Source organism: Flavobacterium sp. WG21, assembly GCF_000335775.1.
GTDB lineage: Bacteria > Bacteroidota > Bacteroidia > Flavobacteriales > Flavobacteriaceae > Flavobacterium > Flavobacterium tructae.
In genome coordinates this window covers 1-16974 of record NZ_AMYW01000001.1, presented here as the reverse complement: position 1 = coordinate 16974, position 16974 = coordinate 1, and the positions used below count along the sequence as shown (strand labels likewise).

Sequence of the window (16974 nt, the reverse complement as noted above, 5' to 3'; positions counted from 1 at the left end):
AGTTTTTTATCGTTAACTACTTCTAATTGTTTTATTTTATAGACTATGATACTTCTTTTCAGATTTCAAGAATTAAAAAATCCGTGACAATCTGTTTTATCCGTCAAATCTGTGCGCAGCTTCACGACAAATGAATTACTTTTTGCTGCGTATGACTTGCGATTGCTGCTTCGATAATCTGCATTACTTTTACTCCTTCCTGTGCGGTAACCGGTTCTTTTTCATTCTTTACGATAGCCTCATAAACACCGTCAAAGAAAGAAAAATAATTGCCCTGAAGCGTTGGAATTTTTTCCCTGATTACTTTTCCCTCAATTTCGGTGTGTAAAAGGCCTTGTAAAACCTCTGATTCTGTACCCCAGGATTCCAGATTTGGCTTTTTACCTAATTTTAAATCATCTTCCTGAACATCTCCACGAGGTTTTAAAAATGATCCTTTTTTACCGTGAATCACATAAGCAGGATTAGCTTCTCTCACAAAAAAACCGGCTTTTAAACGGACTCTGAAATTTTCATAGATCAGCAATAGATCGATCCAGTCGTCCACCAAAGTATCGGCTCTGGTAAACCGAATGTCTCCAAAAACTGCATTTGGAGAACCGAACAAACAAACGGCCTGATCAATTAAATGCGGACCTAAATCTTTCAGGATTCCGGCACCATCATTTACAGTTTCTTTATGTGCTTTAGGGCTTAATAACGGATTGTATCTGTCAAAATGAAATTCAGCTTCGATCAAATCTCCTAAAGCTCCATCATAGATTACTTTTTGAACCGTTTTAAAATCACTGTCCCATCTTCTGTTTTGAAAAACGGCTAATTTCAGTCCTTTTTCTTTTGCAATTGCAGCCAATTCCTGAGCTTCGGCTACTGTTGTGGTAAACGCTTTTTCAACTACGGCATGTTTTCCGCTCAAAAGCACTTGTTTCGCATATTCATAATGCGTTCCCACGGGTGTGTTTACAATCACCAAATCGACATCATCCACCAACAAGTCTTCGATCGAGGCATAACTTTTTACAGCCGGATAATCCTGCTGAATGAGTTTTTTGCTTCTTTCCCAGGAGCCCAATAATTCAAACCCTGGGTGTATATTTAAAAATGGAGCATGAAACACCTTCCCTGACATTCCATATGATAATAGTGCTGTTTTTATTTTTTGCATTTCATGTTTAGTTTTTTGCCACAGATTATTATGATTAAAAAGGATTTTATTTCTGCCACGACCCGAGCAATAGCGAACGGACGAAGTAATTCATAAATTAAATTCGTGAATTCGTGGCAAATAAAAATATTAAAGTTTCGCTCTTTCGTATTGTTTTGGCCACTGAATATTGTCGTTTAATTCTTTAGCAAAATCTAAAGGTAAATTCGGATTTCTGAGCGATTCTCTGGCAAACAAGATCACATCGGCCTGACCACTCTCCAAAATTTCTTCTGCTTGCTTAGCTTCTGTAATTAAACCGACAGCCCCTGTTAAAATAGAAGCTTCTTTTTTTATTTTGGCTGCGAAAGGAACCTGATAATTGGGCTGCAAAGGAATCTGCTGATGCGAAACTAATCCGCCTGACGAGGTATCAATTAAATCAACACCTTTTTCTTTTAAGAGTATCGAAAGTTGTACGGATTCCTCTGGATTCCATCCTCCTTCTGCCCAATCTGTAGCTGAAATTCGAACCAATAAAGGCAAATCAGACGGCCATTCGGATTGTACAGCTTCAACAATTTCTAAAGTCAGACGGATTCTGTTTTCGAAACTTCCACCATATTCATCATCTCTGACATTCGTTAAAGGTGACAAAAACTGGTGCAGCAAATATCCGTGCGCTCCATGAATTTCCATGACCTGAAAACCGGCTTTAACCGCTCTTTTTGTTGCTGCTTTAAAATCTGAAATTACTTTTTGAATTCCATTTTTATCTAAAGCTTCCGGAAGAAAAGGCTCATCATCATGATACGGGATCGTACTTGCCGAAACAGTCTGCCACCCACCTTGTCCAATATCTAATTTTTTATTGCCCTCCCATGGAATCGAAACACTTGCTTTTCGTCCGGCATGTGCCAATTGAATTCCGGGTACAGCATTTTGAGAAAGAATAAATTCGTTAATTGTTTTTAATTTTTCAATATGTTCGTCTTTCCACAAACCTAAATCAGAAGGAGAAATTCTTGCCTCAGGAGAAACTGCGGTAGCTTCCTGAATAATTAAACCCACTCCGCCACTGGCACGACTGCCCAGATGAACCAAGTGCCAATCGTTTGCAAATCCGTCTATGGCTGAATATTGGCACATAGGCGAAATAACAATTCTATTTTTTAAAGTAATCTTTTTTATGGTTAAGGGAGCAAATAATAATGAGGTCATATTGTAACTTTTAATTGTTTTAAACCGCCTGTTGGCTATGACGGTACTCTAAAAAGTAAAGTTACGGTATCTGCTTAAAAGTAAAAATTCAAATGTTTATTAATTAACAAACATTTAAAACAAGTTTCGCTTGTTCCAGAGAGCATAATATTCCAGATGCAACAATTCAAAACGATTTTCAGATTCCAGGATCGTTCCTTTTTTCATAACCAGTATGTTTTAACAACAAGATTTTTCAGCGTGTTTATTGGATCAAAACCGAAGTACATTCTTCTTTTATTTTTAAATATGTCCTCACAAATATGAATATCTAAATCTTGGTTCAATAGTAGATTTAATTAAATGGACAACTGCAGCTGCAAACATCACAATGAATACTATTTTAACTGTTTTTGTTTTCAAATCACACCCTAATAATTTTGATAAAGAGACAAAGTTATTTTACTCACTATAAAAAACTTTCTTTCATTTATTTCAGAAGATCTCGTTTGTCTTTAATCGGTATAAGAAAAGACTGGAAATTGAAAAAACAATGGTCGTTATAATTGATCCTTCAAACCCAAAATCGCCTCCACTTAAAAAATAAGGCCTTTCAGGATAATATTGTAAAACGCTCGTTACCTTTAAACCACTTATATTACTCCCTAACAAACAACCAATCGAGAAATTCCAAAAAGCATGGATAAAGCCACATAAAAAAATTGAGTTACTCTTTAAGTATATTAAACTAAAAAAAACTCCCGCCACCACAATATTAATCAAACCTATAATATTGATGTTAGGATTAAATAAATGAAAGAAACTAAAAAACACCGAAACTAATACTATATTCTTAATTGAAATTTCTTTTATCAGAATCTTATACGGAATATATCTGAATAGAATCTCCTCTAATAATGCCGAAAGAAATATTAAGATAAAATAGCCCATAATTTCAATATCCCAATTTACAGTACTTTCTACTTTAATCCTTTTAAATATAATCAGAAAAAAATATACTATAAATGATATCAAACATGTAAGTACAACTAACCAATAATTAGTTTTTTACTAAAAAATTACTTTTAAAATTTTGATACCATTTTTGTTTTCGAAACAGGTATACAATGTAAATTAATTGTGAGCAAAATGTAGCAATCCACATTTTATAACTAAAACTATTTATTCTAAAATCTTCAAAAGCAATAAATAAAAAAGGTATCGATATAAAAGATATAATTAAAAAAGCACGAATATAGAAGTTTATTATTTTTTTCATATTTAATAAAAATAGCATTATCCCTTTTGTAATGTTACTAAAAGGATAATGCTTTTGCTACAATTCTAATAATTTAAACTAAATTTCATAATGATGACCACCTCTTACTGGATGTGCAGCAATACTATCAGCTGCTCTTTCTAATAAATATCCTGTAAATCCAAGCACGAATCCGATAATTGAACCTCCCTCAATATGATTCATTTCCTCTGTAGTTAATTGTGTTAAATTTTCCATTTTTTTAAGTTTTAAATTTTTATTCAAAAAGTTCTTTAGCTGCTTTATAGCCTTTTTTGACATCATCCTGCGAATACATTAATTCATATGCAACTTCAGCCAAAAGCCACCAATAACCTCCATCAACTTCTTGTACTTCCTGAGCACTAAGCTCCACTAAATTCAAATTTTCTAAATTCATAATTTTAAATTTAAACCGTTCATTAATCTTTTCAATAAAATCATTTTCTCGAGAATTGATTCATAAGAACAAACTTACAATACTTCCATCTAATAACATTGGACGGAACTCTTAACCTCCGAAAATTTCTTTCCTTTCTTCGTCTTTAATTATACTGAGCGAATAATGCACTATTAGCTCAAAGGAAGTTTCATAGTAAAAGCTCTCTCTTTTTTTACAATATTTTAATGGCGCATCAAATCCTTTAATTATTTCCAATTCATTGTAAAGCTGGCTTCTGCTTAAAAGCATTTTTTTTTGCAAAAGCAGCCGGCGAGCCTGTTTTCTCCTCACAGATTAACTGATGAATCCTTTTCATTCGCTCTATTTTCTCTATAAAACTCATCGGCTGCAATAAAATTAAGTGAAACATAAAATCATTAAACACCTGTTCTTTCTTCTTCATAAGAAAGTAACGACATCAAAAAGTAGGAAAATTACAAAGTATTTTTACAACAAATTGCCTCAATAAGCCATAAGACTATCATAATAAGACTTATTTCACACCCAAGTATCTTTCTATCACGAGGCAAGAGAAAAAAACATTATCTCTTTCATTTTTATGAAGAAGACTTTAGTTCTGTTTCAGAAAAATAAGAATGAAGTATTAACAAACATTTAAAACCTTATGTATTATATTGCACTATCAAATTAAAATAGAAACGTTACTTTTGTGCGTTAAATACGAACTAAAAATACAAAATGGATATAGTTATCAAACTCTCTCAATTTCTATTGAGTTTATCTTTACTTATTATTCTTCACGAATTAGGGCATTTTATTCCCGCAAAATTATTTAAAACAAGAGTCGAAAAATTCTACTTATTTTTTGATGTTAAATATTCCCTTTTAAAAAAGAAGATTGGCGAAACTGAATACGGAATTGGTTGGTTACCTCTTGGAGGTTATGTAAAAATCTCCGGAATGATCGATGAAAGTATGGACAAGGACCAAATGGCTCTTCCTCCACAACCTTGGGAATTTCGTTCGAAACCGGCGTGGCAACGTTTAATTATTATGTTGGGTGGTGTTACGGTAAACTTTATTCTGGCCTTTATTATTTACATTGGAATGGCATTTGCTTACGGTGATATTTATGTAGCCAATGCGGATTTGAAAGATGGTGTTTTGGTTGAAAATCCTGTAATGCTAAAAACAGGTTTTAAAACCGGAGATAAATTTCTGGCTGTTGACGGACAAAAAATCGAAAATTTCGATAATGATATCAACATGAAAATTATCATGGCCAAAGAAATCTTAATCGAAAGAAACGGACAGCAACAAACCATAAAAATGCCAACTGACTTTGTCGATCAATTGTCGAAACAGGAAAAAGCACATCTTGTAGACATGAGAATCCCTTTTGCAGTGGCAAGTGTTACGGAAGAATCCGGAAATACAGCTTTAAAACCAAAAGATTTAATTGTTAGCCTTAACGGTCAGGACGCAAGATACTATGATCAGGTAAAAACAATTTTAGAAAGCAACAAAGGCAAAACTATTCCTGCTGTTGTTTTACGTGATTTAAAGAAAGTACCAATTACAGTTAAAATTTCTACAGCCGGAAAACTTGGTGTTGGCGTTGGAGGTTTAAATATCGAATCCTTAGAAAAATTAGGATACTATAAGGTAAGCAAAAAAAGCTATACTTTCTTAGAATCAATTCCGGTTGGACTTACAAAAGGTAAAGATCAGTTGGTAGGTTACGGAAAACAACTTAAAATGATTTTCAATCCTGAGACGAAAGCTTACAAACAAGTGGGTGGTTTTGCAGCTATTTTCAACATTTTTCCAAGCAGCTGGAGCTGGGAAACCTTCTGGTCGATCACTGCTTTATTATCAATTATGCTTGGAGTAATGAATTTATTGCCAATTCCTGCTCTTGATGGCGGTCATGTAATGTTTTTATTATACGAAATAATTAGCGGCAGAAAACCGAGTGATAAATTCCTAGAAAACGCCCAAATGGTTGGTTTCGTTTTACTTATAGCACTGCTTTTATTTGCTAACGGGAACGACATTTATAAGGCAATTGTGAAATAGAAAAAAAAATCAATAAAAAGTGCTAAAATATTTTTGAGAAACTAAAAAACGTCTTATATTTGCACTCGCTAAAAAGAACAGCAACTTCCTCCTTAGCTCAGTTGGTTAGAGCATCTGACTGTTAATCAGAGGGTCCTTGGTTCGAGCCCAAGAGGGGGAGCAACTTTTTAGCAAACATATTTACCTTTAAGGTGATTCCTCCTTAGCTCAGTTGGTTAGAGCATCTGACTGTTAATCAGAGGGTCCTTGGTTCGAGCCCAAGAGGGGGAGCTTACTAAAAACCACTTACAAACGTAAGTGGTTTTTTTTTATTCTTTATATTTCACACAATACCAGGATCACAATCTAAAACTTTCGCTTTTGATAAGGCATACCCTCACCGTCTTCACAATAACCTTTAAGACTCAAAAGAAACATCGCCCAGTTGTAATTGCACCATTGATAGAATTCCGTTAGCTCACGCCAGCCAAAATGCTTCAAAACAACCGCCGTTATCCCATCCTTCTCCGTTAGATCAAACGAAATACCCGTTCCAATCCACTCCGGGTCCGAATCTACACATTCCCACAACACTCTTTTATTTTCAATCAATTCAACCACCTTCATTTTTGTCACATCCTCATCTCCGAAACCAAACTCATTGACAAAACCCACTTCCGGCTTAACAACCAATTCCTCTGTCCAGACAGCAGCCAAACCTTCCTGTGTCGTCAACACCCTATAAACTTCCGCAATAGGCGCTTTAATATAATTGATATGCTCTATTTTTTCCATTTTCACAACTAGATTATTATTCACATACTCAAAGTTAACAAGTTTTACACTACTTCAACACAAGCCGTTATCTCAAAATTCCAAGAATTTTAATTCACCTCTTCACCAAAGAATACACCCTTCACAACATCAATAGGCCGCAAACCCACACAAACACAACAAAAAAAACCCACAGTTAAAACCGCGGGCAATATTCAAATCAAAGATCAAATTCAAAAATTTATGAAGCACAAAAAAAGCCCCTTCTAAACAGAAGAGGCTTTAAGTACCCGGAGCCGGAGTCGAACCGGCACGGTTTCCCACAGGTGTTTGAGACCAGCGCGTCTACCAATTCCGCCATCCGGGCTTAGCAGACGAAAAAACAATCAAAATTTGATTATTTCAACGCAATAGAATAAGTTCATTATGATGTCATAACTGTGCTTATTCCTTTAACACGGTGCAAATGTAAAAAATAAAATTAAAAATTCTAATAAAAATACTTAATTTTTTCCTTTCAGTGTCCAATAAATTTTCTAAATTTGCACCTCGTTAAAACGAAGCACACACAACTAACTACAAAACAACAAATTAAATGTCGCACCTAGAACCAGAAGCTAAAATTTTTGCTTGTTCACAAAGTGTCTATCTTGCAGAAAAAATTGCAGAACAGTACGGAATTCCGTTAGGAAAAGTAACGATGTCGAAGTATAGTGATGGAGAATTCCAACCATCGTACGAAGAATCAATAAGAGGATTACGTGTTTTTATCGTGTGTTCAACTTTCCCATCTGCTGATAATTTGATGGAATTGTTACTCATGATTGATGCAGCGAAACGTGCATCAGCAAGACACATTACAGCTGTCATGCCTTATTTTGGTTGGGCAAGACAAGACAGAAAAGATAAACCAAGAGTTCCGATTGGAGCAAAATTAGTAGCTAATTTATTAGATGCTGCCGGAGCGACAAGAGTAATGACAATGGATTTGCACGCAGATCAAATTCAGGGGTTTTTCGAAAAACCGGTAGATCATTTATTTGCATCTACAATCTTTTTACCATACGTAGAAAGTTTAAAGTTAGACAATCTAACTATTGCATCTCCGGATATGGGAGGTTCAAAAAGAGCATATGCTTACTCTAAGTTTTTAGAATCAGATGTAGTAATCTGTTACAAACAAAGAAAAGCAGCCAACGTTATCGACACTATGGAACTAATTGGTGAAGTAAAAGGCCGTAACGTAATATTAGTAGACGACATGATCGATACAGGTGGAACATTAGCTAAAGCCGCAGATTTAATGATCGAAAAAGGAGCATTAAGCGTTAGAGCCATTTGTACACACGCCATTTTATCAGGTGAGGCCTATGAAAAAATTGAAAACTCTAAATTAAGCGAATTAATCGTTACCGATTCTATTCCTTTAAAAAGAGAATCAAAGAAAATAAGAGTCGTGAGTTGTGCACCTCTTTTTGCCGAAGTTATGCACATGGTGCACCACAACAATTCCATCAGTGGAAAATTTATAATGTAAATTTTGGACGTAAGCTTTAAGCAATAAGCCGTAAGCACCCCAATAGTTACTTTATAAAAAGCTTAAAGCTTATAGCAACATAGAATATTTATTAATAACTATATTTTTTTACAATGAAATCGATTACAATTAAAGGATCAGAAAGAGAAAGCGTGGGCAAAGTGTCAACTAAAGCCTTACGTAATGCTGGAGCGGTTCCTTGCGTGTTATACGGAGGAAATCAAGCAGTACACTTCTCAGCAGACGCTGCAGCGTTCAAAAACTTGGTTTACACTCCAAACGCACACACAGTTGTGATTGAGCTTGGAAAAGGAAAATCATTTACAGCAGTTTTACAAGACATTCAGGTTCACCCTGTTTCTGACAAAATTTTACACATTGACTTCTTCCAATTATTTGATGATAAAGAAATCACAATGGAAGTTCCTGTGAAAATCGTTGGTACATCTAAAGGTGTTCTTGCAGGTGGTGTTTTACGTTTAAACCAACGTAAATTAAAAGTTAAAGCTTTACCTAAAAATCTTCCTGATTTTGTTGAAGCTGACATTACTCCACTTGAAATGGGTAACAAATTATATGTTACTAAAGTTGGAAAACCAGAGTACAAAGTTATGCACCCAGACAACACAGTAGTTTGTCAGGTAAGAATCTCTCGTGCTGCTATGAAAGCTGCTCAAGAGGCTGCAAAAGCTGCAAAAGCTCCTGCAAAAGGAAAGAAAAAATAATTTTTTTCAATTCAAAATACAAAGCATCAATCGAAAGGTTGGTGCTTTTTTTTTGAGGTGCTGAGATGCTCAGGTGCTGAGATTCTAAGTTTTTTTTACTACAAGATGGCTTCGACTCTGCTCAGCCCGACACGCTAGACAAATATTAAATGTGTCCGGCTGAGCGAAGTCGAAGCCCTTTAAAGCTAATTCTCTAATTATCTGTTTTTTTCTTAGAAGCAGAAAATTCCATTTTCATAAAACGCGACACTCCTGCCATCCGCTATATCTTTTTATCCGCAAAAAAAAAGCGGCTAAAAAGGATACCGCTTCTGTCAGGGCTAGCCGGAAGTTTCGTTTTTCATCAGACTAGAGGCGTAAAGATTCAGAGATACAAAGGCGCAAAGGTTTTTAAACAATCTTTTCAGTATGATAAAAATGATAAAAAATAATCCGCGTAAATCCATTCAAATCCGCGTCATCAGCGTGCCATTCTTTGCCGTTAAACGCAAATTATCTAATTAACAAATTGGCACATTCTCTAATTAACCCTATTTTTGTATCATGATAAAATGGATAACAAAACTGTTTTCATCAACCCAAAAAGAAGAGAACACTGATTATATGAAAAAATATTTAATCGTTGGATTAGGCAATATTGGTGCCGAATACGTAAATACACGACACAACATCGGTTTTAAAATACTTGATTTTTTAGCTAAAAAAGAAAGTCTTTCATTCGAAACCGTAAAACTGGGCGCTTTGGCCGAATATAAATTTAAAGGAAGAACTTTTTTTCTGCTCAAACCAAATACGTACATGAACCTGAGCGGTAAAGCCGTAAAGTACTGGATGGACAAAGAAAACATTCCATTAGAGAATATCCTGGTAATTACAGACGATCTAAACCTCTCTTTTGGAACTATCCGAATCAAACCAAAAGGCAGCGACGGAGGACACAACGGACTTAAAAACATCAATTTAGTTTTAAATACCCAACAATATACCCGCTTTAGATTTGGGATCAGCGATCAATTCAAAAAAGGGCAACAGGTCGATTATGTTTTAGGAGATTGGGATGAAGAAGAAAAAGCAAAATTGCCCGAACGTTTAGAAGTCGCTTCAGAAATCATTAAATCTTTTGGTACCGCCGGCTTAGAAAACACGATGACTACTTTCAACGGAAAATAAAGATTTACAATCCGTTAGCATTCCGAAAAACGAATTATCAATTAATTAAATGGAATAATAACGAAATAGTATTTCCAATTCCAAAGTTAAATGTCTAAATTTGGAATAAATAATTATAAATCATAAAATCATAATATCATGGCTTTTGAATTACCTCAATTACCTTATGCATATGATGCATTAGAACCACATATTGATGCCCGTACAATGGAAATTCACCATTCAAAACATCATAATGCTTACACAACAAATCTTAATGCAGCAATCGCCGGAACAGATTTAGAAGGTAAAACTATCGAAAACATCTTAATCAATCTAGATAAATCAAATGCAGCAGTTCGTAACAATGGTGGAGGTTTTTACAACCACAATTTATTCTGGACTGTAATGTCTCCAAATGGTGGTGGATTACCAACAGGTGATTTACTTGCTGCTATCGAAGCTTCTTTTGGAACTTTTGAAGAATTTAAAGCAAAATTTGCTAAAGCCGGTGCTACACAATTTGGTTCAGGATGGGCTTGGTTATGCGTACAAAAAGGTGGAAAATTAGACGTTTGCGGAACTCCAAATCAAGACAATCCATTAATGCCAGAAGTAGGTTGTGATGGAACTCCAATCTTAGGAATGGATGTTTGGGAGCACGCTTACTACCTAAACTACCAAAACAGAAGACCTGATTATATTGAAGCTTTCTTCAACGTAATCAACTGGACTGAAGTTGCAAGAAGATTTGCTTTAGAGAAATAAGAAAATAGAGTAAAGATTATAGAAAAAAGACGAATGGCCTAACGGTTATTCGTCTTTTTTTATCGTTTAATTTTCCGTTGAACACTTCCATTTACATAATACTGGATATAACCAGCATGTAGATCAGCAGTGCCATAAAAAATAATATCAAATTAATATTACGTAATTCTTCCTCTTTCTTCATTTGCAAAGCTATGGTTTCAGCAAACATATAGGCAAACCATACTATCGGAGCAAATATACTAAGCAACAGAAATTCAAACTCACTTCTATTACTCAAATCAGGAAGCGACAATAGCACGAGTGGTCCTCCCGCAATAATAGCCAGAATTACAATCCGGACAAGTAAATGTCTGACTCCGCTTTTTGCTTTTAGAATTACACCCCTTGAATTTCCATTATCTGCTTCAAAAGACTCCTTAAGTTCCTGATTCATTTTTTTTCGAGTTAATCTATTCTTCCCTATTCTTTACACAAGAAGCACTATACTTTTAATTGAGTCCTAATATACCGCAAGAAAGGGTAATAAAAAAATTACAAAAAAGAGAAATGTGTGAAAATTAACCCATCGTATTGTTTGACTTAATTCAGAGTCATATTACTATTTAGAATCCAACTTTCTTGTCGTTAAAAGCCAATTCTTCTTAATACAGAAGAAAATAGAACAAAGATTATAGAAAAAAAAGACGAGTGCCATTTGGCAGTCGTCTTTTTTGTCGTTATATTTCGTCTTTACTCTATTCTCTTTGTTCTATGCTCTATACTCTTTGCTCTAAAAAAAAGAAAATAAAAAAGGCGGAATCACTTCCACCTTTTTTGCCCCAAATCTACCATAAACTTAACCTACTAATGTTATGGTTCTGTAAAGGTATGGCAGCTATTCGAATGAAAAAAACTTTCTAGACGAATGGCAAATATATCCGATAAAGTGAATGTAATATCTTACTTTAGAAATACTTGAGTTTATTCCAATAAAAAAGGTGGAATTACTTCCACCCTTTTTGCCCCAAATCTACCATAAACTTAACCTACTAATGTTATGGTATTTCAAAAGTATTGCAGCTTTCCAATTTCACCAAACAAATAAGACGAACGGCAAAAAAAATCGATGAACTGCACAATTTAACCTTTTGTTAGTATTTTATTAATACGCTCTCGCGTCTTTTCCTTCGTAAAAATTCATGAAAGCTCTGTTAACCACACGGTTCCCTCCTGGAGTTGGATAATCCCCTGTAAAGTACCAATCTCCTAAATTTTTCGGACAAGCAATATGCAAATCTTCTACTTTTTGGAAAATAATTTTTACTTCGGCATTAATTTCAGGCGAGCTTAACATTTCGGCTATTTTATCTGAAATCTCTTCAGGAGTAAACTGATCGTAAATTGCCGTAACGTAGTTTACAACATCCGTATCTACATAATTCTCCTGAGCTTTACACTTCGCATAAACCTCGTCAACAATATGATACAAGTTTCTTTCTTTCAACAAAGCCAGAGCCGCTCTAAAAGCTACAAGGCCTTCCAGTTTCGCCATATCGATTCCGTAACAGTCAGGATAACGAATTTGTGGTGCCGATGAAACGATTACGATACGTTTAGGTTTCAAACGATCCATCATCTTTATGATACTCATCTTTAAAGTAGTACCACGAACAATACTATCGTCAATAATAACCAGATTGTCCGTTGGCTTAATTACTCCATACGTAACATCATACACGTGAGCAACTAAATCATCACGACTACTGTCTTCTGTAATAAAGGTTCTTAGTTTAGCATCTTTAATCGCTACTTTCTCTGTACGAATCTTTACAGCCAGTAATTCCTGTAAAGTCTCAGCATTAAGTGTATTTCTGTTAGCTAAAATATAATTGTTTTTTCTTTGATTTAAAAAATCCTGAGCCGCTTCAACCAAACCATAAAAAGAGGTTTCAGCTGTATTTGGAATATAAGAAAACACCGTATTATCGGTATCACTGTCAATTGATTCCAAAACAGCAGGTAAAATTAATTTTCCTAAATTTTTACGTTCCTGATAAATTTCAGCGTCACTTCCTCTTGAGAAATAGATTCTTTCGAATGAACATGCTTTTTTAACAGTTGGCTCTAAGATTTGATTCATAGAAACTTTTCCGTTTTTCTTAATGATCAAAGCATTTCCCGGTTCGATTTCCTGTACACTTTCAAAAGGCACATTAAATACGGTTTGAATAACCGGTCTTTCAGAAGCCACCACTACCACTTCATCATCCTGATAGTAATATGCCGGACGAATTCCTGCAGGATCTCTAAAAACAAAAGCATCACCATGACCCAATAATCCGGCCATTGCATATCCTCCGTCTAAGTTTTTAGCAGAACGGGCTAAAATTTTCGCAATATCCAATCGGTCTGCAATTACCGGAGAAGCCTCTCTTTTAGAATATCCTTCGAGTTTGCAATCCTGATAAAGCTGCATTACTTCTTTGTCTAAGAAGTGTCCGATTTTCTCCATTACAGTAACCGTGTCAGCCATTTCTTTCGGATGTTGACCCAGTTCTACTAAATTTTCGAAAAGCTCTTTAACATTAGTCATGTTAAAGTTCCCTGCCAAAATTAAATTACGGTGCATCCAGTTGCTTTGACGCAGGAATGGATGCACACTTTCAATACTATTTTTTCCAAAAGTTCCGTAGCGAACATGCCCCAGAAACAACTCTCCTATATAAGGTATATTTGCTTTCTGTTTGGCAACATCGTCTGCATATTCCGGATGAGAACTCATCTCTTCATTAATACGCTCATTGATTTGCTTGAAAACATCCTGAATGGGCTGTGAATGATTGGAACGAACTCTGCTGATATAACGTTCACCGGGAGCCACATCTAATTTAATGCTTGCAAAACCGGCTCCGTCTTGTCCACGGTTGTGCTGCTTTTCCATCATCAGGTACATTTTCTGTATCCCGTAAAAAGCGGTTCCGTATTTTTCTTTGTAATATTCAAGCGGTTTAAGAAGTCTAACCAAAGCTATACCACATTCGTGTTTTAAAGCGTCGCTCATTGTGTTGTGTATTTTGTGTTGTTGTAAGTTGTGTGTATAAACGTAATAAAAAAGCCCCGTTATTATTCGAGGCTTTTGGGCATTATATTTCTATGTCAAACTGAGTTAACGACTTAAACTGTTGTAATCGAATCGCTACTTCAGCTTTACTTAAACTCTCCATCCTTTCTGTTCCAAATTTCTCTACACAGAATGATGCTAAATTTGAACCGTAGATTATTGCATTTTTCATATTGCCAAATGAAATGTTTTCACTTTGCGCAATGAATCCTGAGAAACCACCTGCGAAAGTGTCTCCCGCTCCTGTTGGATCAAAAACATCTTCTAATGGTAATGCCGGAGCAAAGAATACTTCTCTGTTGTGGAATAAAAGCGCACCGTGCTCTCCTTTTTTGATCACCACATATTTTGGTCCCAATTCCTGAATCTTGGCAGCAGCTTTTACTAAAGAATATTCTCCCGAAAGCTGTCTTGCCTCTTCATCGTTGATCGTGATTACGTCAACACGTTTGATAACGTCTAACAATTCAGGTAAAGCACAGTCCATCCAGAAGTTCATAGTATCTAAAACTACTAATTTTGGTTTTTTCTCTAACTGATCCAAAACACTGCTTTGTACTAATGGGTGTAAGTTTCCTAACATCACCACATCGGCATCTTTATAGTTTTGAGGAACTTTTGGTTGGAAATCAGCCAAAACATTAAGTTCTGTTACTAAAGTATCTCTGGAATTTAGATCGTTGTGGTACAAACCGCTCCAGAAAAATGTTTTACCGCCTTTTACAATTTCGATACCGGAGATATCAATATTTTTCGAAGTTAGTAAATCCAAATGTTCTTGAGGGAAATCGTCTCCAACTACAGAAACAATAGCCGATTGCAGGTTGAAAAAAGATGCTGATAAACCAATGTAAGTCGCAGCACCACCTAATATTTTATCTGTTTTTCCGAAAGGAGTTTCAATCGCGTCGAAAGCAACCGTTCCAACAATCAATAATTTATTCATTTTATGAATTTCGAATTAGGGTGCAAAGATACTTCATAAGTTACAATATTGCAACGGTTTAGGTTCTCAAAATTTTCATAAATAAACAGGAGTGTTTTTCAACACAAAACAATTGTAAATGAAATACTTACACCATAATATTTTAGGAAGTCAAAATATGTTTTACAGATTTAAAATACAAGATTTATTTTTACGAAATACTTTAGAGCCTTTTACTGATTTACAACACTAAGGCCAGTTTTATACCTGATATTTTTTATCAAAATAATTTTTCAAAACCCCAACCTGAATCAAAACCATAAAAGGAACCACTAAAATCGCATATAAAACATTTTTAGATAAATGTATTCCTGAAAACAGCATCGAAATCTTATCCGTATATGATTTTCCAATTTCCAGGTTATTGTTGGTTCCACCAAAGAATACTGCGTAAACCATCAAAGCAATCAAACCTAAGCCTATCACAAACCAGGTCGATTTAGAAATCAGCGGTTTATACACTTTGGTTACACTCTTTTCAGCTACTTTAATCTGAGCCATTACTTTTGAGGTAAAATCAATTGAAGGCGAATCTAAAGTGGTTTCGCTCATCATTTTATCAATAAGATTTTCTATATTTTTATCGCTCTCTTTCATCACATTACACTATTTCGGGTTCTAATTTCTTTTTCAATATCACAGCTAATTTTTGTCGGCTTCTGAATAATTTCACCTTAACATTATTGGCTCTAATTCCCATAACTTTTCCAATTTCTTCTAAACTCTGATCTTCGAAATAAAATAAAGTCAATAAAAAATTCTCTTCTGCCGGCAGCAAATTCAAACAGTTCTGAATCGTTTGCTTTCGCTCTTTATCTTCTAAAGCACTCAAAGCATTGTCCATGGTCTTAATTAAATGTGCCGAAAATTCATCTATTGAAATATTCAGATCTTCTTTTTTATTTTTCTTCAAACGATCCAGGCACGTATTATAAGCTACTTTATAAACCCAGGTCGAAAATTTCGAATCTCCTTTAAATTTACTCAGCGAATTATAAATTTTAATAAAAGAGTCCTGCGAAACTTCTTCAGCCTCTTCTCTGTTCTTGACCATTTGAAGCGCCAGAGTAAAGATCATATTCTTATAGCGATCCACTAACACGGCAAACGCATTGGTCTCACCCTGCAGAATTTTATCGATATAATGTTGATCCGGTATTGTACTCATAATTATATAGGACGACCGTTTGTTGTTGCAGGTTACAAGAATTTTAAAATAAATCTCAAAAAATAAATTCCAAGTTTCATGTTTCAAGTTTCAAGTTTCAAGTTCTACAATCTGATTATAGAATACATTAGCGCTTTGTCAAAGTTTCAATATTCAAAATTAACTCATAATCAGCATGTTTGGGAATTTGGAATTTATTTTTTGATTTTTTTCACCTAAAGTTGTAACCTAAATTTTAAAGTTGTCGTCCTATGGAGTATCAATCAATTAAACAATAAAAAATATGGGACCAGAAATTTTAGTACCAATAAGCCTGTTTCTAATGATCTTCGGGATCATTTATCTTATTTATTCCACCAGAAACAGAGAGCGCTTGGCGCTTATAGAAAAAGGCGTTGATGCCAGTATCTTTTTAAAAGGAAGTGGAAAAGGCGTTCCAACCTGGAAGGTGCTTGTTTTAAACCTGGCCTTCTTATTAATAGGAAGCGGTGTCGGGATTTTCGTTGCTTTACTGATTACAACCTACACTTCACTGGAAGATTCAGCAGTATACCCGTCTATTATTTTTATTATGGCAGGAGTTGGTTTACTTGCCGGATTCAGCAAAGCGAAAGACTTAGACAAAGAGTAAAAACAGTACGTAATACTTTTAACAACAAAAAA

Annotated in this window: 17 protein-coding genes and 3 tRNA genes; 8 read left to right on the top strand and 12 right to left on the bottom strand. The window is 34.9% G+C overall.

All coding sequences use genetic code 11. The annotated features are described in order from the left end of the window. Positions 1 to 121: 121 nt before the first annotated feature. From C245_RS0100120 to C245_RS24325, 5 genes are all read right to left on the bottom strand, one after another. Positions 122 to 1165, bottom strand: a complete 1044-nt coding sequence (locus C245_RS0100120; protein WP_017494551.1) for a Gfo/Idh/MocA family oxidoreductase — start codon at positions 1163 to 1165, stop codon at positions 122 to 124. A 129-nt stretch (positions 1166 to 1294) separates the two neighbouring features. Then, entirely contained in the window at positions 1295 to 2365 is a 1071-nt protein-coding gene (locus C245_RS0100115; RefSeq protein ID WP_017494550.1) for an NADH:flavin oxidoreductase/NADH oxidase, read from the bottom strand. A gap of 474 nt (positions 2366 to 2839) precedes the next feature. Continuing rightward, positions 2840 to 3295, bottom strand: a complete 456-nt coding sequence (locus C245_RS24755) for a CPBP family intramembrane glutamic endopeptidase (protein WP_157495751.1) — start codon at positions 3293 to 3295, stop codon at positions 2840 to 2842. A gap of 406 nt (positions 3296 to 3701) precedes the next feature. Then, a complete protein-coding gene (locus tag C245_RS23845; RefSeq protein ID WP_017494547.1) occupies positions 3702 to 3860 on the bottom strand; it encodes a bacteriocin in 159 nt (52 codons plus the stop codon). 19 nt (positions 3861 to 3879) lie between these two features. Then, on the bottom strand, positions 3880 to 4041 hold the full coding sequence (locus C245_RS24325) for a hypothetical protein (RefSeq protein WP_017494546.1): 162 nt from the start codon (positions 4039 to 4041) through the stop codon (positions 3880 to 3882). A 741-nt stretch (positions 4042 to 4782) separates the two neighbouring features. Here C245_RS24325 and rseP point away from each other — a divergent pair. The 3 genes from rseP to C245_RS0100075 all read left to right on the top strand — a co-directional run bounded on the left by rseP (position 4783) and on the right by C245_RS0100075 (position 6393). Beyond that, positions 4783 to 6123, top strand: coding sequence for an RIP metalloprotease RseP (gene rseP / locus C245_RS0100085; protein ID WP_017494544.1), 1341 nt, complete (start codon positions 4783 to 4785; stop codon positions 6121 to 6123). A gap of 86 nt (positions 6124 to 6209) precedes the next feature. Further along, a tRNA-Asn gene (locus tag C245_RS0100080) sits at positions 6210 to 6283 on the top strand. 36 nt (positions 6284 to 6319) lie between these two features. Further along, positions 6320 to 6393 (top strand) — tRNA-Asn (locus C245_RS0100075). A 75-nt stretch (positions 6394 to 6468) separates the two neighbouring features. Here C245_RS0100075 and C245_RS0100070 read toward each other — a convergent pair. Both C245_RS0100070 and C245_RS0100065 read right to left on the bottom strand, forming a co-directional pair. Continuing rightward, the gene (locus tag C245_RS0100070; protein WP_017494543.1) at positions 6469 to 6897 is read right to left on the bottom strand and encodes an SRPBCC domain-containing protein; all 429 of its coding nucleotides are present in this window, start codon (positions 6895 to 6897) and stop codon (positions 6469 to 6471) included. Between the two features lie 266 nt (positions 6898 to 7163). Next, a tRNA-Leu gene (locus tag C245_RS0100065) sits at positions 7164 to 7243 on the bottom strand. A gap of 228 nt (positions 7244 to 7471) precedes the next feature. Between C245_RS0100065 and C245_RS0100060 the strand changes: the two genes are divergently transcribed. The 4 genes from C245_RS0100060 (at position 7472) to C245_RS0100045 (ending at position 11055) form a co-directional block, all read left to right on the top strand. Continuing rightward, positions 7472 to 8413, top strand: coding sequence for a ribose-phosphate pyrophosphokinase (locus tag C245_RS0100060; RefSeq protein ID WP_017494542.1), 942 nt, complete (start codon positions 7472 to 7474; stop codon positions 8411 to 8413). Positions 8414 to 8526: 113 nt separating this feature from the next. After that, positions 8527 to 9138, top strand: a complete 612-nt coding sequence (locus C245_RS0100055) for a 50S ribosomal protein L25/general stress protein Ctc (RefSeq protein ID WP_017494541.1) — start codon at positions 8527 to 8529, stop codon at positions 9136 to 9138. Positions 9139 to 9681: 543 nt separating this feature from the next. Then, positions 9682 to 10308 carry an aminoacyl-tRNA hydrolase gene (gene pth, locus C245_RS0100050; RefSeq protein ID WP_017494540.1) on the top strand — a complete coding sequence of 209 codons (627 nt, stop codon included), beginning with the start codon at positions 9682 to 9684 and terminating at the stop codon, positions 10306 to 10308. A gap of 138 nt (positions 10309 to 10446) precedes the next feature. Beyond that, entirely contained in the window at positions 10447 to 11055 is a 609-nt protein-coding gene (locus tag C245_RS0100045; RefSeq protein ID WP_017494539.1) for a superoxide dismutase, read from the top strand. Positions 11056 to 11146: 91 nt separating this feature from the next. Here the strand turns inward: C245_RS0100045 and C245_RS0100040 are convergent, their stop codons facing one another. The 5 genes from C245_RS0100040 to C245_RS0100015 all read right to left on the bottom strand — a co-directional run bounded on the left by C245_RS0100040 (position 11147) and on the right by C245_RS0100015 (position 16311). Beyond that, entirely contained in the window at positions 11147 to 11491 is a 345-nt protein-coding gene (locus C245_RS0100040; RefSeq protein WP_017494538.1) for a hypothetical protein, read from the bottom strand. A gap of 708 nt (positions 11492 to 12199) precedes the next feature. Beyond that, positions 12200 to 14098, bottom strand: coding sequence for an amidophosphoribosyltransferase (locus tag C245_RS0100030; RefSeq protein WP_017494536.1), 1899 nt, complete (start codon positions 14096 to 14098; stop codon positions 12200 to 12202). Positions 14099 to 14180: 82 nt separating this feature from the next. After that, complete coding sequence (locus tag C245_RS0100025; protein WP_017494535.1) at positions 14181 to 15104, bottom strand: PfkB family carbohydrate kinase; 924 nt, start codon at positions 15102 to 15104, stop codon at positions 14181 to 14183. A 240-nt stretch (positions 15105 to 15344) separates the two neighbouring features. Beyond that, positions 15345 to 15740 carry a hypothetical protein gene (locus C245_RS0100020; RefSeq protein WP_017494534.1) on the bottom strand — a complete coding sequence of 132 codons (396 nt, stop codon included), beginning with the start codon at positions 15738 to 15740 and terminating at the stop codon, positions 15345 to 15347. A gap of 4 nt (positions 15741 to 15744) precedes the next feature. Next, positions 15745 to 16311 carry an RNA polymerase sigma factor gene (locus C245_RS0100015; protein ID WP_017494533.1) on the bottom strand — a complete coding sequence of 189 codons (567 nt, stop codon included), beginning with the start codon at positions 16309 to 16311 and terminating at the stop codon, positions 15745 to 15747. A gap of 283 nt (positions 16312 to 16594) precedes the next feature. On the opposite strand from C245_RS0100015, the gene C245_RS0100005 reads away from it, so the two are divergent. Beyond that, the gene (locus C245_RS0100005; protein WP_026109770.1) at positions 16595 to 16942 is read left to right on the top strand and encodes a DUF6249 domain-containing protein; all 348 of its coding nucleotides are present in this window, start codon (positions 16595 to 16597) and stop codon (positions 16940 to 16942) included. Positions 16943 to 16974 lie beyond the last annotated feature (32 nt).